General features: G+C 41.6%; 18 protein-coding genes and 2 pseudogenes. 10 read left to right on the top strand and 10 right to left on the bottom strand.

Translation table 11 applies throughout. The features are described from left to right. Positions 1–382: 382 nt before the first annotated feature. Complete coding sequence (locus QI031_RS20765) at positions 383–7,447, bottom strand: calcium-binding protein (RefSeq protein ID WP_281481540.1); 7,065 nt, start codon at positions 7,445–7,447, stop codon at positions 383–385. A gap of 63 nt (positions 7,448–7,510) precedes the next feature. Next, positions 7,511–8,005 (bottom strand): toxin-activating lysine-acyltransferase, encoded by a 495-nt coding sequence (locus tag QI031_RS20760; RefSeq protein ID WP_281481539.1) that lies wholly within the window; start codon positions 8,003–8,005, stop codon positions 7,511–7,513. Between the two features lie 531 nt (positions 8,006–8,536). On the opposite strand from QI031_RS20760, the gene QI031_RS20755 reads away from it, so the two are divergent. Then, a complete protein-coding gene (locus QI031_RS20755; RefSeq protein WP_281481538.1) occupies positions 8,537–8,752 on the top strand; it encodes a hypothetical protein in 216 nt (71 codons plus the stop codon). Positions 8,753–8,936: 184 nt separating this feature from the next. Here QI031_RS20755 and QI031_RS20750 read toward each other — a convergent pair whose 3' ends face one another. Continuing rightward, positions 8,937–9,704: an RNA ligase family protein gene (locus QI031_RS20750; RefSeq protein ID WP_281481537.1), complete on the bottom strand. Its 768-nt coding sequence runs from the start codon at positions 9,702–9,704 to the stop codon at positions 8,937–8,939. Between the two features lie 110 nt (positions 9,705–9,814). Here QI031_RS20750 and QI031_RS20745 point away from each other — a divergent pair, with 110 nt between their 5' ends. Then, positions 9,815–10,288 carry a hypothetical protein gene (locus QI031_RS20745; RefSeq protein WP_281481536.1) on the top strand — a complete coding sequence of 158 codons (474 nt, stop codon included), beginning with the start codon at positions 9,815–9,817 and terminating at the stop codon, positions 10,286–10,288. Between the two features lie 6 nt (positions 10,289–10,294). On the opposite strand, the gene QI031_RS20740 is transcribed toward QI031_RS20745, so the two are convergent. The 4 genes and pseudogenes from QI031_RS20740 to QI031_RS20725 form a co-directional block, all read right to left on the bottom strand. After that, the gene (locus tag QI031_RS20740) at positions 10,295–11,692 is read right to left on the bottom strand and encodes a hypothetical protein (RefSeq protein WP_281481535.1); all 1,398 of its coding nucleotides are present in this window, start codon (positions 11,690–11,692) and stop codon (positions 10,295–10,297) included. 100 nt (positions 11,693–11,792) lie between these two features. Beyond that, positions 11,793–12,692, bottom strand: a pseudogene (locus QI031_RS20735) (hypothetical protein); the annotation flags it as partial. 6 nt (positions 12,693–12,698) lie between these two features. Beyond that, a complete protein-coding gene (locus tag QI031_RS20730; RefSeq protein ID WP_281485908.1) occupies positions 12,699–13,223 on the bottom strand; it encodes an IS630 family transposase in 525 nt (174 codons plus the stop codon). A 47-nt stretch (positions 13,224–13,270) separates the two neighbouring features. Next, positions 13,271–13,771, bottom strand: a complete 501-nt coding sequence (locus QI031_RS20725; protein ID WP_281480997.1) for a helix-turn-helix domain-containing protein — start codon at positions 13,769–13,771, stop codon at positions 13,271–13,273. A gap of 51 nt (positions 13,772–13,822) precedes the next feature. Here QI031_RS20725 and QI031_RS20720 point away from each other — a divergent pair, with 51 nt between their 5' ends. Further along, a complete protein-coding gene (locus QI031_RS20720) occupies positions 13,823–14,209 on the top strand; it encodes a P63C domain-containing protein (protein ID WP_343217877.1) in 387 nt (128 codons plus the stop codon). Between the two features lie 120 nt (positions 14,210–14,329). Here QI031_RS20720 and QI031_RS20715 read toward each other — a convergent pair whose 3' ends face one another. Further along, the gene (locus tag QI031_RS20715; protein ID WP_281481534.1) at positions 14,330–14,581 is read right to left on the bottom strand and encodes a hypothetical protein; all 252 of its coding nucleotides are present in this window, start codon (positions 14,579–14,581) and stop codon (positions 14,330–14,332) included. Positions 14,582–14,656: 75 nt separating this feature from the next. Then, a complete protein-coding gene (locus QI031_RS20710) occupies positions 14,657–14,929 on the bottom strand; it encodes an HNH endonuclease (protein ID WP_425526036.1) in 273 nt (90 codons plus the stop codon). A 166-nt stretch (positions 14,930–15,095) separates the two neighbouring features. On the opposite strand from QI031_RS20710, the gene QI031_RS20705 reads away from it, so the two are divergent. The 7 genes and pseudogenes from QI031_RS20705 to QI031_RS20675 form a co-directional block, all read left to right on the top strand. Beyond that, complete coding sequence (locus tag QI031_RS20705; protein WP_281481533.1) at positions 15,096–15,500, top strand: hypothetical protein; 405 nt, start codon at positions 15,096–15,098, stop codon at positions 15,498–15,500. Positions 15,501–15,569: 69 nt separating this feature from the next. Then, complete coding sequence (locus QI031_RS20700; RefSeq protein ID WP_281481532.1) at positions 15,570–15,959, top strand: hypothetical protein; 390 nt, start codon at positions 15,570–15,572, stop codon at positions 15,957–15,959. A 75-nt stretch (positions 15,960–16,034) separates the two neighbouring features. Beyond that, complete coding sequence (locus tag QI031_RS20695) at positions 16,035–16,220, top strand: hypothetical protein (protein WP_281481531.1); 186 nt, start codon at positions 16,035–16,037, stop codon at positions 16,218–16,220. A gap of 22 nt (positions 16,221–16,242) precedes the next feature. After that, positions 16,243–16,743 (top strand): helix-turn-helix domain-containing protein, encoded by a 501-nt coding sequence (locus QI031_RS20690; protein WP_281480997.1) that lies wholly within the window; start codon positions 16,243–16,245, stop codon positions 16,741–16,743. Further along, positions 16,728–17,315 carry an IS630 family transposase gene (locus QI031_RS20685; protein ID WP_343217867.1) on the top strand — a complete coding sequence of 196 codons (588 nt, stop codon included), beginning with the start codon at positions 16,728–16,730 and terminating at the stop codon, positions 17,313–17,315. Before QI031_RS20690 ends, QI031_RS20685 begins: the two co-directional genes overlap by 16 nt. 33 nt (positions 17,316–17,348) lie before the next feature. Next, a complete protein-coding gene (locus tag QI031_RS20680) occupies positions 17,349–17,897 on the top strand; it encodes a strawberry notch C-terminal domain-containing protein (RefSeq protein ID WP_281481530.1) in 549 nt (182 codons plus the stop codon). A gap of 143 nt (positions 17,898–18,040) precedes the next feature. After that, positions 18,041–18,199 (top strand): annotated as a pseudogene (locus QI031_RS20675) (ISAzo13-like element ISMae28 family transposase); the annotation flags it as partial. A 111-nt stretch (positions 18,200–18,310) separates the two neighbouring features. Here the strand turns inward: QI031_RS20675 and QI031_RS20670 are convergent. Next, a complete protein-coding gene (locus QI031_RS20670; RefSeq protein WP_281481499.1) occupies positions 18,311–19,624 on the bottom strand; it encodes an NF041680 family putative transposase in 1,314 nt (437 codons plus the stop codon). Positions 19,625–19,639: the final 15 nt, after the last annotated feature.

Genomic DNA, 19,639 nt, shown 5'->3' with positions numbered 1-19,639 from the left:
TATAAAAAAGAACTTATTTGTTGTCCGCGTGTTTCCGTAAACTCACAAAGCATCCTCAATACTGAAAGCCCAAACTAAGTACTGGAGTTTAGACTAGATAGCTAATTGAAAGGAAAAAAATGGGAGGTGTGATTGAACACAGCCCCCCAGTTAGCAGAAGCTGAGAGAAGAATCACCAACTCTCATCTGCCAATATGAAAAGTGCCTTACTAAGGGAGCCACAAAAATGCTCCCTATTTTTTGTCTTCACCATCTTTTCAAAATTTTGTCCTGCATAGCTTAGAGGTGCCTTGTCACCCTCTAAGCAAAAAAACACGCTTGAGACTTAAGCGTGCCAATACAGATAAATGTTAGGTAGATGATTTATTAGTTGTTTTCGTCATTAAGCTAGCAAAGTATTATTAGCTGCCGTAGTGCTAATATACTGACTACCTTCCAAGGCGAATAAATCATTGAGTTCAAATACAGAATTATTATTCTGAGTATAAGAACTACCTTGGTAAAGGTTAGCTAACAACTCAATTGGGTAAGTATGATTGCCAATAAAACTTGACTGACCAGGTTGGAATGAATCATCCCAATTTAAGTACACATCTAAGCCAGCGATCGCATCATCGTAACCGAGAACACTGCTAGAATGTAGAGCAACAACACGGCTAGCATCACTAGCGTCTAATCGTTCTGATTCTTGTTTCAATCCATACTCAAACATTGGCCCGGCTGGGTCAAGAGCTATTACTGTATTGAGTGCATTGCCAGTTAAACTATCATAAGTGTCTGTGGCAATCCCACTAACATGAGCGCCTAAACTGTGACCGATAAGAGTAGTATTCTGAAAATCAACACCTAAATTCTTCAGGAATTCTCCTAACTGTAGACCAATGATAGCTGTGTCATCAGCTGATGCCTTGTAGTTGTAGTTACCAGCTAAATCTGTCCAATCGGTGAAGAATATATTGGCGTTTGGATTGTATTTTGCAATAGATTCAGCTAAATCTGCAAAGTCACTATCTGTTACTCCATTACTTTGCCAGCCGTGGGTGATGACATAAGTTGATTGGGTGCTGTCAAAAATACTATTTTGACCCCACAGATAAAACTTAGCCGATTCTGATTCTTGATAAAGTGTAAAATCATTAGCTTCAGTATTATCAACTTGATAATTTAAAGCTTCAACTAGCCCTTGAACTTCATTCTGCTGTAAGCTAACACCGTCGCTAAATTGGAAGGTATCAATACGTTGACTTTCATCTGCAAACCAGTTTTGTAGAACTATTGTTTGGTTAGCATTGAGAATGTTAACTTCTAAAGCTAAACTGTCAGTTTCAGACTGTTTAAAAATGATACTATCTGCACTGAATGTAGTGCCAAACAACAAAGTATCAGTTGTTAAATCATCACCTTGGTTGTCAACGTAAGCAATAAGTCCACTGCTGAAATAACTCTCAAAATTCCAATTATCAAAGGCGTAGGTATCATCGCCAGCACCACCAATGAAGGTGTTATTATTACCGCCAGCTAAGAATAAATCATTACCACTTCCACCTGCGATAGTATTGTATTCGCCATCACTGATAATAACATCGTCACCGTCGCCAGCATCAAAGGTATTGTAATAACCACCAGCAGAAATTAAGTCATTGCCACTACCAGCATTGACTTTACTGTAAATGTCGTTGGTAGTAATTGTGTCATTACCATCGCCACTATCAATTTTATTTTTGATGCCATTCGAGAAAATCGTATCGTCGTCATCAAAGGTGTAAATGTAGTTTCCTTCACCAATACTAACGATAGTTTCTTTGCCGTAGAAATCAATGAAGTAGTTGGATTTTCCACCTGCAAGCATCCAGTCATCGCCATTACCACCGAAGACAATGTTACTTTGACCGACACCAAAAATCGTGTCATTGCCTTCGCCACCGAGGAAAATATTCGACTTTCCACCAGCAAGTAAAATATCGTCACCATCACCACCGCTAATTCTGTTACTTTCACCTAAACCGATGACAATATCGTTACCGCTTTGAGCGAGGATATTGTTAGTTTTCCCAACGGAAATGATGAGGTCATTGCCACTACCAGCAGCTATGATATTAGTTTCTCCAGCAGCGAAGATAGTATCGTCGTCGCTACCGCTTAAAATGTAGTTAGATTTCCCAGCACTGAATATTAAGTCATTACCCTCATCACTGAGTACAGCATTGTTTTTACCAGCGCCTAATATTAAGTCGTTACCTTCACCACCCAAGATGATATTATTCTGACCGGCGCTCACAAGTACATCATCTCCAAAGGCACCGCTAACAACGTTGAGTTTACCTGCTGCAACCAGAATATCGCCGTTATCCTGACCAAAATCAAAGTCGAATCTAGACAAATCGAGAGTGATATTTGACCAGTCAGGTAAAGAAAAACTAGGTAAGTTTAGATTTGGTAAATTTAATGTTGGTAATTGGGCAAGAGAAACAGTTGGTAAGGAGAAATCCGGTAAAGATAAGTTAAATGAGGAGAAATCAGGAAGATTAAAGCTAGGAAGAGTAAGATTTGGTAACGTAATGTTGAATGTTTCTGCTAAATTGAAATCTGGAATTTCAAAGTTAGGCAAAGAAACATTGGGAATTGAGAGAGAACCAAATCCAAAGTCATCTAAAGAGAAGTCAAAATCAGCAAGATTAAAGTCAAAGTCTAGGTCAAAATTGATATCTGAAATATCAAGACTGAAGTCAAGACCCAGAAGGCTGGGTAAAGTTAGAGAACCAAGGCTGAAATTTATCAAGCTATCCCAATTAATATCCGGGAGCAAGGCTTCCAAATCCAAATTAAAATCGGGGATATCTGGGATGAAGTCGTCAACATTAGGAAGCTGAACTGAGTCTATATTCCAACTATCTAGTAAGCCTTCTCCATAGACATAGTTGTTTTGTCCCCCAGCAACAATTAAGTCGCTACCATAACCACCACTGAGACTGTTAGTTTGGCTAATGGCAACAATCACATCATCACCGTCACCAGTACTCACAGAATTTTTCTTACCGCCAGCAAAGATAACATCATCGCCTTCAAAGGTATAGATAGTATTGCTGGAACCAACGCTAATAACTGTATTATCGCCAAAGAAATCGAGGAACTTGTTATTACTTCCTGCTGCAATCATCCAGTCATTGCCGCGATCGCCAAATATGGTATTGTTTTGACCAATACCAACGATAATGTCATCGCCAGCCCCACCCAGGAAGATATTCGACTTACCACCAGCTAGTAATACGTCATTGCCATCACCACCGCTAACTCGGTTACTTTCACCTAAACCGATAACAATATCATCGCCCTCTTGAGCGAGAATATTATTGCTTTTACCAAGAGAGAACACAATATCATTGCCGCTACCAGCCAGCACAACGTTAGTTTGTCCAGCAACGAGGATAGTATCGTCATCGCTACCGCTAAGAATATAGTTCGATTTCCCAGCATTTAAGATTAAGTCATTACCTTCGTCACCCAAGACAAGATTAGTTTGACCAGCACCAAACATTAAGTCATTACCAGCACCGCCAAACATGACATTACTTTGACCAGCACTAACAATGATGTCATCTCCCAATGCACCACCAACAACATTCAGTTTACCTGCTGCAACCAGAATGTCGCCGTTATTGTTGTAAAAATCAAAGTTGAATCGAGACAAATCAAAATTGGGAAAAGATAAACCAGGTATGGATATATCAATATCTGGTAGAGAAAAATTCGAGAAATCGGGAAGGGAAAAACTAGGTAGAGAAATACTTGGTATGGTGAAATTAGGAATACCCAGGCTCGGAACATCAAGATCCACTACTGGTATAGTAAAACTTGGTAATTCCCAACTAGGTAAAGTAAAGCTTGGTAAAGAGATATCGGGAATAGAAAGCGAACCAAATCCAAAGTCGCCTAAAGAGAAGTCAAAATCAGAAAGATTAAAATCAAAATCCAGGTCAAAACTGAAATCTGGAATATCAAGGTCAAGATCGATATTCAGGAGTTGCTCTAAACTAAAATTTAGAATAGATAAATCCAAAGTTCCGAAGCTAATATCGAATAAACTTGCCCAATCAATATCTGGAATATCCACATTCAAAAGACTCAAGTCTGGAAGATTGAAATCTGCAAAACTTAAGTTAATACTGGGAAGATTGAAATTAAGATTGGAAAGATTAAAATCAATACTGGGAACTTGGAAATTAACATCTGGTATGTAACTAGCCAGATACGCCCAATCAATATCTGGCGTTAAATCGTCAAGACCAGGAATTTGAATCGAATCTAAAGTCCAACCTTGATTTAAACTGTCTCCATAAACAAAGTTGTACATTCCCCCAGCAACAACAATATCCGCACCTGCATCACCTACAGCCGCGTTGTATTGTCCAAGGGTGACAATCACATCATTTCCGGTGACTTGCTCAGTTGTATCGACATTACCAGCATTTTCCCAATCGACACCAGTATCAACTTCATCGGTTCTAGCATCACTACCAGCAGTGTTGGTTTCATTGGAACCAAAACCATTCAAATCTATTCCCAGGGAATCACCGAAAGCAATATTCCCCATACCAGCAGCAATGAGGATATCATCTGCACCGCCACCAATCAAGGCATTGATTTGACCAACACCAACGATGAGGTCTTTGCTATCACCCCAGGAAGTCAGAACATTATATAAACCAACACCAACTATTGTTGATGAACCATGACCTACTTTGGTGACTAAATTTCCTTCACCAATCGCAATCATCGTGTCTTGGTCATAGCTATCGCTAACTTTGGTGAGGATATTGTAAGCGCCACCAGCATACATATTGGTGTTACCGCTACCAATCTTGGCAAAAACGTTTGCTCCACCAATAGCAGCCATAGTGTCAGTACCGCTACCAGTTTTGACAAACACATTGCCAAGAGCAAGCCCATATATCTGGTTGTTACCACCAGAATCGTAAACAACGTTAGCAGCACCACTAGTAATAACTGTGTCATCTCCCGAACCGGAGAGAACGACATTTAGTCCGCCACCAGCAACAACTGTGTCATCTCCTGAACCGGATTGAATTACGTTAGCACCACCAGCCGCCATGATGGTGTCAGTACCCGAACCTGTAGTAATTACATTGGCAAGACCCGCAGCAATGATTTCATTGTTACCATTACCAGCATCAATGACATTAGCACCACCGTAAGCTTCTATGTCGTCGTTACCAGAACCAGTATTAATGACGTTAGCGCCACCGTAAGCAACGATTACATTGTTACCATTACCAGCATCAATGACATTAGCACCACCGTAAGCTTCTATGTCGTCATTACCAGAACCAGCATTAATAACGTTAGCAACGCCTTCAACGTAAATATTGTCAGCAAGTCCGTCATCATTGGCATCAATTTCGTTGCCAGCACCGTAGGCTTTTATCGTGTCAGAACCGGAACGGGCGTAAATTTTGTTATAACCACCTTCAGCAGTGATGTTATCGTTGCCATTTCCGGCATCAATGACGTTAACACCGCCTTTAGCAGTGATGGTATCATTACCCGAACCTGCATAAATGACGTTAGCGCCACCTTCAGCGTAGATATTGTCAGCATTGCCGTCATCATTGGCATCAATTTCGTTACCGCCACCGTAGGCTTTTATCGTATCAGAACCTGAACGGGCGTAAATTTTGTTATAGCCACCGTAAGCAGTAATAGTGTCGTTACCGTTTCCGGCATCAATGACGTTAACACCACCTTTAGCAGTGATGGTGTCATTACCCGAACCTGCATAAATAACGTTAGCGCCGCCTTCAGCGTAGATATTGTCAGCAAGTCCGTCATCATTGGCATCGATTTCGTTACCGCCACCGTAGGCTTTTATCGTGTCATAACCAGAACCTGCATAAATTTTGTTATAGCCACCTTTAGCAGTGATGGTATCATTACCCGAACGGGCGTAAATTTTGTTATAACCACCTTCCGCAGTGATGGTATCATTGCCATTTCCGGCATCTATATCGTTGTAACCGCCTTTAGCAGTAATGGTGTCATTACCCCAACCCGCATCAATAATGTTAGCGCCGCCTTCAGCGTAGATATTGTCAGCATTGCCGTCATCATTGGCATCAATTTCGTTACCGCCACCGTAAGCTTTAATTGTGTCAGAACCGGAACGGGCGTAAATTTTGTTATAGCCACCATAAGCAGTAATGATATCATTGCCATTTCCTGCATCTATATCGTTGTAACCGCCTTTAGCAGTGATGGTGTCATTACCCCAACCTGCATCAATAATATTAGCAACGCCTTCAACATAGATATTGTCAGCAAGTCCGTCATCATTGGCATCAATTTCGTTGCCAGCACCGTAGGCTTTGATTGTGTCAGAACCGGAACGGGCATAAATTTTGTTATAACCACCTTCAGCAGTGATGGTATCGTTGCCATTTCCGGCATCAATGACGTTAACACCACCTTTAGCAGTGATGGTGTCATTACCCGAACCTGCATAAATAACGTTAGCACCACCTTCAGCGTAGATATTGTCAGCAAGTCCGTCATCATTGGCATCAATTTCATTACCGCCACCGTAGGCTTTGATTGTGTCGTAACCTGAGCCTGCATAAATTTTGTTATAGCCACCTTTAGCAGTGACGGTATCATTGCCCGAACGAGCATAAATTTTGTTATAACCACCTTCGCCAGTAATGGTATCATTGCCACTTCCGGCATCTATGTCGTTGTAACCGCCTTTAGCAGTGATGGTGTCATTACCCCAACCCGCATCAATAATATTAGCGCCGCCTTCAGCGTAGATATTGTCAGCATTGCCGTCATCATTAGCATCAATTTCGTTACCGCCACCGTAAGCTTTTATCGTGTCAGAACCGGAACGGGCATAAATCTTGTTATAGCCACCATAAGCAGTGATGGTGTCATTGCCATTTCCTGCATCTATATCGTTATAACCACCATAAGCAGTGATGGTGTCATTTCCCCAACCCGCATCTATATTGTTGTAACCACCTTGAGCATAGATATAGTCAGCCAGTCCGTCATCATTAGCGTCTATTTTGTTATAGCCACCATAGGCATAAATTTTGTCGTAGCCCTCGCCTGCATAAATTTCATTGGAAGCTGCATAGGCTTTAATGGTGTCATTACCTGAGCCACCATTTATATAGTTAGACACCCCCCAAGCTTCGATGTAATCGTTACCAGAACCACCGTAAAGATCGGATCTACCTGAGTAAGATTTAATAGTGTCGTTACCAGAACCACCATCAAGCTTAACGTAAAGTGCATAGGCTTTTAGGGAGTCATTCCCTCCATTTCCATAAGCTTCACCAGCGCCGTAGATTGTAAAATCATCGTTCCCACTATCACCATTTTTATAGAATGGATTAACGGTGTTATTGACGGCTTCTACTACTTTTCCCATGACAAATTTCCCAATTAATTGAGTTAATGAATTGAAACAAAATGTTTAAACAAAATTAGCAACCTATACTGTCCAATGAGATACAGAGCGCAAGCTACCATCTGGACGGATTTTGAAGGACTTTGCTGGTGTTCCTTTAGGTAAAATATTGGTGCGTAAGTCTTTGACAATCAAACGTGCATGACCAAAGGGAGCAACAAATTCGGGAAACCATAAGTTGTTTCCACCAAGCCACTCATCAAGATGTAAAACATATTTTCCTGTGATGAACTTTTGTTCAACTTCATCGCTTAACCATGCCCAATTTACAAATCCAATGGGATTACCATTAATTTCGTAATAGCGAAATTGATTGTGAATTAAAGCTGGGACAAATCGCTCTACGATGTCTACAATTTTATATTTTTGATGAAGTTGAGAACTCATCATTAAATGAGTTATTGAACCAATCATTTGTAAACGTTGTTGAGCAGAAAATGATGGTGCTATGTTTGCTTCTTTTCGTTCTAAAGTTGTAGTTTCCAAATTTTTATTCTCTGATACTGAGAGTAGTTGCATTTCTTTTTGCTTAAAACACTACTTCATTTATTGAAACTATTAATTATCGAAATAGCATTGAAAATATTACGTAGAATATAATTAATCAAAAATAAATATTAGATAAATTATCAGTACAATAATCCTAATTATTTATAAAAATGCACTAAATTTTTCATTAAAAACTAAGCTACATCAAAGTTTTACGCTTGAGAATTGATTTTAAATTTACGTAGAGATATGATGAATATCTAAGTTACTATTTATACGTTATTGGTTAATTAGTAACATTAAGTTAGAAAAGATATCAACTTTTATCAACTTTTATCAACTTTGTAAGACAGTACCTTCGCCAATTTACGAGGATTAGTTGATGTCCAAACTCCTATTTCTCCGAAACTGGGCAACAGTGGTGGAATGCAGCCGCCTCTAGGTGGACTTACGATTTACGTAACCGCTTTGTTGCTGATGTTTTTTATGATGAAGGCACAGAATTTATCAAGTTCTTGGAAGTGGAAACGAGTTCTGAAATATGCGACTAATCAATAGCTTGTGCTATTCACTCCCGCATCGGAAACCACCGCATCATTTCCGCAACTGCCACCGCCTCCCCATCCGGCGTGTACACAACCTCCCCTGACATCGCAATTACAATCCTCTGCCGCCTCGCCCAATCAAACCAATCCTTCACAGCAGATTGAACCTGCGCGGACTCCGGCTTCCGTCCCTCCTTGCAAGCAGCCACAAACACAGCCTCCGGCGACTTGATCCCTTTCCAAGTCCGTAACGCCTCTTTGAGATAAGCGATCGCCCCTGGTACATTCTGCCAGTACCGCTTGACTGTACGCTGAATCTCTGCATTAAGCCGAAATTGCGGAGTACAAGGTATTTCCCGTAGTTGCTGTAATAAGAATTAACTCATTAAGTTTTCAAACAATCCAAGCTGGCTCAATCACTGACGACGTTTAGTGTGACGTTCATAATCCTCAAAACGAATCTTGGCGATCGCACTGCGCTCGTAAGTTCGGGCAACAATACCCTCGGCTCGACCACCAGCACCTTCATCTAGAGCTACTTTTGTTGTTGGTAACATCTGCTGAAGAAACTCATAAGTTTCCTCAATACTTATGGGCAGTGCTTCAACAGTTGCAAGTCGCGGTGTTAGTTCAAATCCAAATTCAATAGATGCTTTCTTTAGTTGGTCTTCATCTAAAAATGTCTGCCCACCATTGTCTCGCCATGCTGCTAATTGTTGTACAGACTTAGTAAACAGCGTGACAATATCTGTAATCACCGCAACATCAAATAGCCGCCAACTGACATTTTGCTTTGCTGTATATTGCTTACTGGCAGCCGTGACTTTGCCACCATACAGTTCAAGATAAACAACAATAATATTATGCTCTGACTGCGGTAGTAAATCTGCAACACTCCTAAGAGCATTTACAATTCCTAGTGCTGGATTCCCAATGAGATCGCCTTTGGCAAACAGCAATTCTTCCCTACTGCCTAAAATGTAGTTGCCATCTGGCAACATAATAATGCGAGAGTTAGTCCCGTCTACTTTCTCAGTTAAGGTAATCTCTCCATTGAACCTGACGAACTCATCAAGCAATCTCCCTTTATCACCTAACGCATGATACGTTGGAATACTAGGGTATTTGGTCATGGAGTTGAGCTTGTTTAAATCACAACTTCGCACCGAAAAATCGTAACTCATAAAAATTTTTCAGACTTTGGAAACTCTTAGCTTGTATTTAATACTATATATACTACACTCGTAGTATATAAAAAGAAACTAACCACTATTTCATGTTTTGAGGTAGTTTCATGTTCTGGGAAAAAGACTCCGTTGAATACGAGATATTCAAGCAGTACGAACGAGCGTTAGTTAGCCTCGGCGTTAACTTTTCACTCGAAGACGTGCAAATGATTCTAGAAGCTTGCACTTATGATTTAGAGAATGCGCTTAAAAGTACGATTAGTTACATACTGTGGCTACGTGAAAATAACAAAGAAGTATTCCCCAGCCAAATATTAATTCGGGCTTTACGAGAGCAATGGAAGCCAATGGCTTGGAAAGATGAGTACCTTGAGTTACCCATACTAGAATCACCAGGGCAGAGGTGGTGGAATGCTGCCGCCAAAACATGGGGGTATGATTTACGTAATCGCCTTGTTGCTGATGTTTTTTATGACAATGGCACAGAATTTATCAAGTTCACTAACGGCAAAGAAATCACGGTAGATACTGCGTGGCGTTGGGAGTGGGAACGGTTGCTGAAATATGCCACTAATCGATAGCACTCGCTACCCCTCCCACTTCAACAGCACCCCATCCGCCGCTACCAGTCCCCAATGCGGACACTTGATCACCAATTTCTTGATCACAATCCGCAAAGCCGGATCATCACTCCAGCACTCCATCAAGAAATCATCCCCAGGATTTTCGCGCCATTGTTCCGCCATCTTGAGCTTCTCCATACGCCAGGGCCGCACTCTCGATCTCTCAACAACAGCCTCATAAGACCATTTTTCAGGAGCGGAGTCAGCCGCTACAGCACAAACGCCTTCAGGATGGGCTTTTGGTTCCTGGCTGGACGGGGCGGAATGGCTGTTTTCTGGAACGGCAGGGGCGGCGGAAACCGTGTCCTCATGATGGGTTCCTGGTTCATCAACCAAATTCTGGTTCTTCACCACCAACGAAGCAGACAGGTTCGGTTGAGCTTGGTTCTGGGGCTGATTGAGGTTTTCTAAATTTACAGCAACGGGCGCGGCGGAAAAATTGTCTTCATGAGGAGCGATCGCATCACTACTTAAATCTTCATTCTTTGTCGCCAACGAAGCAGACAGGCTTGGTTGAGCTTGGTCTTGGGGCTGATTAAGGTTTTCTAAATTTGAATCGGCCGGGGCGGCGGAAAATGTGTCTTCATGAGGGGAGATCGCATCCTTACCCAAATCCTCGTTTTTTACCAACAACGAAACGGATTGACTCGGCACAGCTTCTACAAGCGTCAGCGTCGTGCAGTCCGTTACCGCAGGTAACTCTTCTTTCTCTTCTTCCACGCTTTTGAGGGTTTGAGGCGACGCGCCCCTAAAAGGCGCGTCAGCCGTCGCATCTTCACCCAAATTTTTGTCTTGCGTGGAAACACACCTCACAAACTCTACTGAAGAGTTTGTGAGGTGTTCCTGAACAGTTCGTGAGGGTTTTTGAAACCGTTGCTCTGACTGCGTTTTATCTGAAATAGACGCTGTATAATTACAACGCATTTCTTCAGAGCCAGCATTTACCTCTGTATTCTCAGCATTTGATTCTTGTTTTGTAGAATTTGCTTCTTGGGTTTCAGTATTGACCTTCTCCCAAAACTCTTTCATACGACTGCCATGCAAATTCCGCACCATCCAGCCAACTGTTTCACGCCCATCCTGTATTGACTTGTCCGGCTTAAAAATGAACAGCCCACTTTCAGAGAGAATTTTCTTTGCACAGATAAAACTGCTGTAACCCAAAGCCGTAGACAAGGGCATCCACCTCGAACCATAAGGGTCAGATGTCCAGCACTCCTGCCACAATTGGTTTACAGACGGTTTTTGTTGGGAAGCCCAAAGCATATCTTCAATGGGGATGATCACATGAAGTCGCTTGTATGGAGACTGTGGTTTCTCCTTGGTAGATTTTTTAGCGGGTTTTGTAATGGTTGCTGTCATTTTACAATCTCCTAAGTTTTGGCGCACGACAATCTCACCCAACGCTCACGCTGGGTTTTGGTATTCGTAAAAGCTGGTCTAAAAAGTCACAATCTACGGATTACAAAAGCCGCAACTCATCCTTGAAATATCGGTCAGTCTTTTTGGGTTTGTCCTTCCAATGCTGCCAAGCCACCCAAACTTCATCACCCATGTCTTCGATGACTTCACCTCTGGCGTTGTACAAAGCGCAATAGATATCCGCGTGGGCAACAATCGACCCAAGCCCAATCACTTCACAATCAGAAGAACCAGACTCGGCAGGTATTTCTTCAGGAACCATTGGTTCCGCAATGAGTGAGGATTCGGCTTGCTCCAAAGCGGTGATTAGCTCAGTTTCTTGTGAGGTTAATTCCGCCCAGTAATCGTTTTTGATAACCTCGTATTCCTGGGACACTTCCAGATAATCCCACCAGCTACACCCAGGCTTGGACAGCACAGCCCTAATATCACTGACTGCTTGGGGTAGTAGTTGCAATTGTTCTGCCCGATATGCGATCGCTTGCGGTGTTGGTTCACTTCCCAGAATCAAAGCCGCAGCTTCTAATGCTTTGGTATTGTTCATAGCAAAAGCCAGATTCCCCAAAGCAATACCCATCAACCGTAAGCACTCCTGAGCATTTTCTTTTGGTGGTTCCTGTGCCAGCGATCGCAGGTCAATTGTTTGCTCTAAAGCTTGCTTGACTTGCTTATTCAGTGCCTTAGTTGCCTGTTTGGTTAGAGTATTACTCCATTCTTGCGCGGGACGTTCTTCTACAGCACGTTCTAATTCCTGAATACGTTTTTGTAGTCTCTGGTTCTCCAGTTCTAACTGCCTTAGCCCTTCTAACTCAAACAGCCGTTGCTGCAACTGGATGTTCTCTTCCTTTTGTTTCTGAAACAGGTTTTGTAAAGAGGTCAGTTGTTCTTGTACTTGCTGTTGGGCCTGGGTTGTAGCTTCTGTTTGTAACCCAATCCTTATACCATTTCACGAAAAGCCTGATACAAATAAAGCATCCAGAATAAAACCCCAACCTGTAATATTCGCAACAATTGATGTGTTTAATTCCTCAAGACGTTGCCAAATAACTGTTCTTAACTCGTCCAAATTAGCAAAGCATTCCCAACTTAAATTCCTTTTTACTTCTTCCCATAAACGTTCAATGGGATTGACTTGGGGAGTATGTGGAGGTTGAAATAATAAAATAATATTTTCTGGAATTTTAAGAGTCTGGCTTAAATGAAAAGCACCATTGTCTAATTGAAGTATGTGTATATCTTCCGGATACGTAGCTGCAAACTGTTCTAAAAAGATATTGAAGCAAGCTGTGTTGAGATGAGAGAATTCCCAAATATAATACTCACCAGTTAACGGCTCTACTAAACCATATAAATAGAAATTTTCTCGTTTCCATTGCATGATGCCAATAGGTTTAATGCCACAAAGCGTGATCAGTCTTCCTAATTCTGTTTTTAATCCTACACGGCTTTCATCACCACACCAGTATCTAATTTCTTTATGTTTATCTTTTGGCTCTATGACGTGTTTTTTTATAACTTCTAGGTATTGTGGCAGTTTTTTTTAAATTCTAATTCTGCTTCTTCATTGTGTTTTATCCCTACTGCTCTTGGTACTTTTAACTTCGCTTTCATTCGATAGCGTACTGTATCATGTACTACTTTATACGACGCTCTCACACCTTGAACCGCTTTCAACCATGTTCGGATTTCTTCATAGCTTTTAAATCCAAATGGCTGTTCAAGTTCTTTTAAAAGTTGTTCTTTGGTCGAACCATCAATAATTGGCGGTCGCCCTGGACTTTTTTTTGTTGACAATAGACCGTTTATTCCCGACTCTGTATATGTTTTTAACCATCTTTGCACTGTCACTCTTTCTCTGCCTACGACAAAAGCTGCATCCTGTACCGTTCTTACTTGCCCCATTTTCAGTAAATACAAAGCTTGAACTCGTTCACGGCTTGATGCTGTTTTCTGTTTGACGAGCAGTTCATGCAACTGTTGGACTGATTCTTTTATTTCGACTTTGGTGACTCCAACCATTTTTACCCGTTCATATTTATTCCTAATTTATCTGTATCATACTTTTAGTGAATTGGTATTAGCCGTATTCTGGAAACTCCGCAACCTTGGACACGCATGTTTGAAAGCGAGTTTGAAGAGCATCTTGCACGTATTACTAAGTTGCATAAAAAGAGCATTAGAAACGGGCTGTATTATTGGGAACTAGTATACAACTGGATGACTCCCCAAGAACGAGCCAAACTTGATGAAGTCAATCCCGTTCTTCCAAATGGGCGCAGACGGCACAAAATTCACCAGATGCTAGACAAGGAAACCAAAAAAAGATTATCTTCTCATCTCATATCGGTTTTGGTACTGATGCAGTCAGCAAACACAATCGCAGAGTTGCGACGATTGATACAAAGGCGCTATGGAGTTGATCAACCAAATTTGTTTGATGGTTGGAAATTAGAATAGCTCGATTAATTTGGTATTCATTTGTTAAAATCGTTCCAAGTCAAAACACACCAAAAAAGCTTCTGGTTAATTGTTCCAGAAGCTTTTTTGGTGTACAACGAAGCGACCGCACCACTATGACTAGTTCGCTAAATCCACATCGCTTTTGTAGGTTGTAGCCCTGGGTTTTCTTTTCCTCAAAGGAACAACCGAAGACTTTTTCGGTGCTTGTGGCGGTCGGCATTTCTCGCAATATAGAGGACGTGGGCCAAACGTTTCACGCTTTGTCGGCTCGTCGCACTGTTTACAGACAAAGTTAAAAACGCGAGTATGAATTTCACGTTTATGCGCTCTGACTGTGTACTCTTTGACTTGAATTATCTTGCTGGGCATTGATTAGCTTTGTGGTCTTACTTCTTCAATCATAGTTTCTGCTTGTAGTTTTGTAATGTTTGTGCATCGCCAGGATTAGAACAATGACAATTGCCCAGGAGAAACATTGCCTCGTCGGAATTGATGATAGGAGAGATGACAGCGAGGACAAAGGCAGACTAAGTTATTGACCCGATTATCAGAAGGATCGCGGTTCCAGTGGTGTACCTGAAGCGTGTAAGCGCGAGGCTTGGTCAAGTCAGGATTTTTTTCACCAGGGCGCAAACCAGGGCGACCGCACTTACTGCAACGCCAGTTGGAGGATTCTTTTATAGATGTGGCAAGTTGCTTCCAGTTCTCTGGATACATACCCTGACTAATAGAAATGTGACCAACCTCAAAATTAGCACATCGCGCAAACACCAAGAAAGGCTACGCCTGAAATTAGTGAAAATATTAGCGCTTTTCATTTAGATAAAGGAAGAAAAGCTGCGCTTAAACAATGTGAACAATCAAAGTATTGAGGAAAAATTCAATGGAAATTCAATCAACATTAACACTGGCTATTGAAATTATCTTTTGGGCGTTTGTAGCTTTAATGATTTTCGATTTCACTAATAGACTTTTCGTTCTAGATACTAACACTACTACATTCACACAAGATAACATTTTGCAACCAGCACCAGCAGCAATTCCAGTTGTTACACCTCAGCTTGAGCAAGAGCCTGACCCTTGGAGTCTGAGCGTAGAAAGTTCAACTCCTAGTGTTGAAACTTCATCAGTTTTGTTGGCATTCCCTAAATTAAACTTACTGCCACCAGCTAAAGAAATCAAACAAAAGTCGAAACGTTCCAAAACTTCTGAAAAGACCAAATCTACTACAAAAGCACCATCTACTAAAACTCCACAAAAAGGTAGATCACGAAAACAGGTGACTTAACTATCGATTAAGAAACTTTAATCCCTCGGCTGCTCAGTCGGGGGATTTTCGTATTTATTAGTTCAAACGATGCAATCGGCTCATTGTGCTTTGGCGGTGGCACTCAAGTATGCTTCAGATGACCCAGATTTTGCGATCGCACGACAGTATTTAGAAACAGCGATTGCCTTGTCAAAAGAGTACCACCAAACATATTGGAGTATTTTCTGGAATACTTCAACTGAAAGGACGAAAAGACGTATTCGTACAAAGTGCCATCAACTGGCGTTCGATACATATTCAAACATGATTGAATTGGCTGATTTGGTGAACAAGTATGCAGACTACCAGACATCTCGTAGCATATCACCTCCTAAATCCTGGCAAGAATTTCTTCATAACCTCGAATGTGCCTTTTTGTGGATTGAGGATGAACATTCACATCAAATTTATTTCAAACAATTGAGTTTAATTTCTTGATCTCCTGCTGCTCTGGGCAACTAAGCAGAGCAGCAATGGCTACGCCGAATTTCACTGAAAATATATATAGCAATCATGATGAACCAAATTGCTACAGCTACACAGGGTTCTCTGTTCGACCTGCAAACCATTATTGATTACGGGCAATCAGTGGTAAATGTTGCCCAGGAACTAACTAAAACCTTAATTGATCAACGTCCGCTAACTACCAGAACAATCCAGTCATACCAATTCACTAAAAGTATGATACAGATAAATTAGGAATAAATATGAACGGGTAAAAATGGTTGGAGTCACCAAAGTCGAAATAAAAGAATCAGTCCAACAGTTGCATGAACTGCTCGTCAAACAGAAAACAGCATCAAGCCGTGAACGAGTTCAAGCTTTGTATTTACTGAAAATGGGGCAAGTAAGAACGGTACAGGATGCAGCTTTTGTCGTAGGCAGAGAAAGAGTGACAGTGCAAAGATGGTTAAAAACATATACAGAGTCGGGAATAAACGGTCTATTGTCAACAAAAAAAAGTCCAGGGCGACCGCCAATTATTGATGGTTCGACCAAAGAACAACTTTTAAAAGAACTTGAACAGCCATTTGGATTTAAAAGCTATGAAGAAATCCGAACATGGTTGAAAGCGGTTCAAGGTGTGAGAGCGTCGTATAAAGTAGTACATGATACAGTACGCTATCGAATGAAAGCGAAGTTAAAAGTACCAAGAGCAGTAGGGATAAAACACAATGAAGAAGCAGAATTAGAATTTAAAAAAAACTGCCACAATACCTAGAAGTTATAAAAAAACACGTCATAGAGCCAAAAGATAAACATAAAGAAATTAGATACTGGTGTGGTGATGAAAGCCGTGTAGGATTAAAAACAGAATTAGGAAGACTGATCACGCTTTGTGGCATTAAACCTATTGGCATCATGCAATGGAAACGAGAAAATTTCTATTTATATGGTTTAGTAGAGCCGTTAACTGGTGAGTATTATATTTGGGAATTCTCTCATCTCAACACAGCTTGCTTCAATATCTTTTTAGAACAGTTTGCAGCTACGTATCCGGAAGATATACACATACTTCAATTAGACAATGGTGCTTTTCATTTAAGCCAGACTCTTAAAATTCCAGAAAATATTATTTTATTATTTCAACCTCCACATACTCCCCAAGTCAATCCCATTGAACGTTTATGGGAAGAAGTAAAAAGGAATTTAAGTTGGGAATGCTTTGCTAATTTGGACGAGTTAAGAACAGTTATTTGGCAACGTCTTGAGGAATTAAACACATCAATTGTTGCGAATATTACAGGTTGGGGTTTTATTCTGGATGCTTTATTTGTATCAGGCTTTTCGTGAAATGGTATCAGCTTAACATCTCATGAAGGCGGTATGAAAATTGACCTGCCACCGCTACGTCAGTTCCTCAATCGTCTGCTGGCTTTGAGGATAAGAATGCAGAATCTCATTTTCGAGAGGTTTGAATTACTGCTGAGTCAACAGATTGAAACTGCGATCGCAAATGGTGTGTTTGAAGTGGGTGTAGAAACTCTACGCGCAGAACGGTTTACTGTTGTAAGTTGTGAGACAGTGTATACTCACCCTGAGACTGGTAGTGTAACCAATTATCTTAAGGTGGAGCGTGTTCAAAAGAACAACATTCAAACTGCTATTGAAGCGGTTGAGTTTGCAACTCAGCACCACGGGCAACTCATGGTGAATGAGAAATCTGGTAATGCAGCCGTGTCAATTCCTACTCATAGTTTCTTCGACTCTGAGGGTGGTGTTGTGCCACGGGTTTTACTTATGCAACCACACAAGGAAACTCGTGTCCCAGTTGATAAGTTGGAATCGTCTACTTGGAGGCAGGTTTCTAAGGGCGAGTTTGTTGCGGCGTGGTCAAAACAAGTGGATGAACTGCCCAAGTTCACTACTGACTAGGGACTTCCAAGGAATAAAATGACCAATTATAATAATGATAATCATTCTAAGGGGGGAAGGAGAAGCAGCCGCAGGCTGCTTCTCCTTCCCCCCTATTCGTAGTAAATTCAATTTGGAGGGAATTTTGTGGGTGGACAGGAGTGTTGCTCGAATTAACTGATTCAGTCAAAAAAGTATTCAAGGAAACAGCAAACCAACTCAAAGGTGCAGCAAGGCGGCGTTTTCAAGCACAAATTGTCATGGAATTAGGTTACGGAGGACAATTACTGGCTCAAAAAGAATTGGGCTGGGATAGAAATACTACTTGAGTTTGGACTAATCTGCATTTAGCAGGAATGAAGAGAAGGCAAAAGAAAGTTACCCAGCTTTGTTAGAGGCTGAGTTAAGTGGAATCGTTAAAAAAGAAGCAGAAACTAAGCAGCAGTTAGATTAGCGTTCTTAAGTGATTCTTCGGTTTTAGGTTTTTTAGATGCGTGTTTTTTGACAGTGAGATAACGGGGACGTTGAGGTGGCTGATGCCCTTGGGCACGCCCAGGTGATAACCCTTGAGTTTTCGGGGGTTGAGCAGGAGTGCCAATAGTGGCTAAAATTAGAGGAAAGGCTTGTGCTACACGTCCTGGAGACAGTTTATCCTGAGTCGATTGCCAGGGCAAGGGGGAATCAATACAGGCAACTCTTGCGAACCAGAGTTGCCAAGTTAGCAGGGGCATCAAGTCACTCCATCGCTCTGCGGCCCGAGTAGAACTCAATTGAGGCTGTGTCCAATATAACCTCTGCTTGGCAAATCGATACCAATGCTCTAAAGCAAAGCGGCATAGGTATTTTTGCCAGAGATTCTCTAATGGAGGCATTGTCTGACCCAACCAAGCTAGCCATAAAGGTTGAAACTTCCGATTACGTCCTACTGGTTGGAGTACCTCGACGCGAATGATTTCCATTGCCCGGTTTGGGGACTGAAGGAAATGAAATCCACTCCAACGCATTACTTTCACTCGACCAACTTTCGGGTCTTCAACTTCCAGAGTTTCAGTTGCCTCTGGCCAAGTTTGGGGGTCATTGAGCTTAAACTTGTGACCATGTTTACATGGTGCGCCTCGTCCTTTATAAGTACCGGGTGTACCCCATACACATCGGTTAGATGCTAAACGCAACAATAGGTCTGCGTTAATCTCCTCCGTGGCTTGGACAAATTTGGCGTTGCCGTAGCCTCGGTCATAAGCTGCAAGTGGTCTAGTGCCTAACTCACGGGTGACAAGTTTTAGTTGGAATGCGGCTTTACTCGTTGGCGTTTCAAAGGTGGTTATCCGTTCATGTTTCAACGGTAATGCCCAACTCCCATCCGCCTCTGGTATCCACGCTAACGTACTGTAACTTTGTCCGATGCCTATGCTCCCCCCTCTATCCCCATGAAAAGTTCTTTCTTTTAGTGTCTTCGCTTCTGGTCTTGCCCAAAAGCTATGATCTCCTGCTAGAAATGGCTGTTCATCCGTCTCTACCTCCTGTACCAGTAGCTTCATCAGCAACATTTTCGGTGGACGACTATCATGTAGTGCTGCATAAATGCTCGACCATTGCCGTCGAAATACTGGGCTTTGTGACAAGCTTACAAATGATGGGATACTCGGACTTGTCAATACTGCATCCATCAATTCAAATACTGCATCTTTGGCCTTCCCCAAACTATCGTAGATACCTTGGCGGAATTTTTCTAGTTGTGTCAGGATCATCACGTCAATGATTTA

It is taken from the genome of Halotia branconii CENA392 (assembly GCF_029953635.1).
In the GTDB taxonomy this organism is placed as follows: Bacteria; Cyanobacteriota; Cyanobacteriia; order Cyanobacteriales; family Nostocaceae; genus Halotia; species Halotia branconii.
Note: the sequence above shows the minus strand (reverse complement) of the source record. Positions and strands in the feature narration are given on the sequence as shown.

Bases quoted from the DNA above. Each gene is read 5' to 3' on its own strand.
- QI031_RS20765 (WP_281481540.1), bottom strand. From the start codon at position 7,447: ATGGGAAAAGTAGTAGAAGCCGTCAATAACACCGTTAATCCATTCTAT.
- QI031_RS20760 (WP_281481539.1), bottom strand. From the start codon at position 8,005: ATGCAACTACTCTCAGTATCAGAGAATAAAAATTTGGAAACTACAACT.
- QI031_RS20750 (WP_281481537.1), bottom strand. From the start codon at position 9,704: ATGAGTTACGATTTTTCGGTGCGAAGTTGTGATTTAAACAAGCTCAAC.
- QI031_RS20745 (WP_281481536.1), top strand. From the start codon at position 9,815: ATGTTCTGGGAAAAAGACTCCGTTGAATACGAGATATTCAAGCAGTAC.
- QI031_RS20740 (WP_281481535.1), bottom strand. From the start codon at position 11,692: ATGACAGCAACCATTACAAAACCCGCTAAAAAATCTACCAAGGAGAAA.
- QI031_RS20725 (WP_281480997.1), bottom strand. From the start codon at position 13,771: ATGGTTGGAGTCACCAAAGTCGAAATAAAAGAATCAGTCCAACAGTTG.
- QI031_RS20715 (WP_281481534.1), bottom strand. From the start codon at position 14,581: ATGCCCAGCAAGATAATTCAAGTCAAAGAGTACACAGTCAGAGCGCAT.
- QI031_RS20710 (WP_425526036.1), bottom strand. From the start codon at position 14,929: ATGTATCCAGAGAACTGGAAGCAACTTGCCACATCTATAAAAGAATCC.
- QI031_RS20705 (WP_281481533.1), top strand. From the start codon at position 15,096: ATGGAAATTCAATCAACATTAACACTGGCTATTGAAATTATCTTTTGG.
- QI031_RS20700 (WP_281481532.1), top strand. From the start codon at position 15,570: ATGCAATCGGCTCATTGTGCTTTGGCGGTGGCACTCAAGTATGCTTCA.
- QI031_RS20695 (WP_281481531.1), top strand. From the start codon at position 16,035: ATGATGAACCAAATTGCTACAGCTACACAGGGTTCTCTGTTCGACCTG.
- QI031_RS20690 (WP_281480997.1), top strand. From the start codon at position 16,243: ATGGTTGGAGTCACCAAAGTCGAAATAAAAGAATCAGTCCAACAGTTG.
- QI031_RS20680 (WP_281481530.1), top strand. From the start codon at position 17,349: ATGAAAATTGACCTGCCACCGCTACGTCAGTTCCTCAATCGTCTGCTG.
- QI031_RS20670 (WP_281481499.1), bottom strand. From the start codon at position 19,624: ATGATCCTGACACAACTAGAAAAATTCCGCCAAGGTATCTACGATAGT.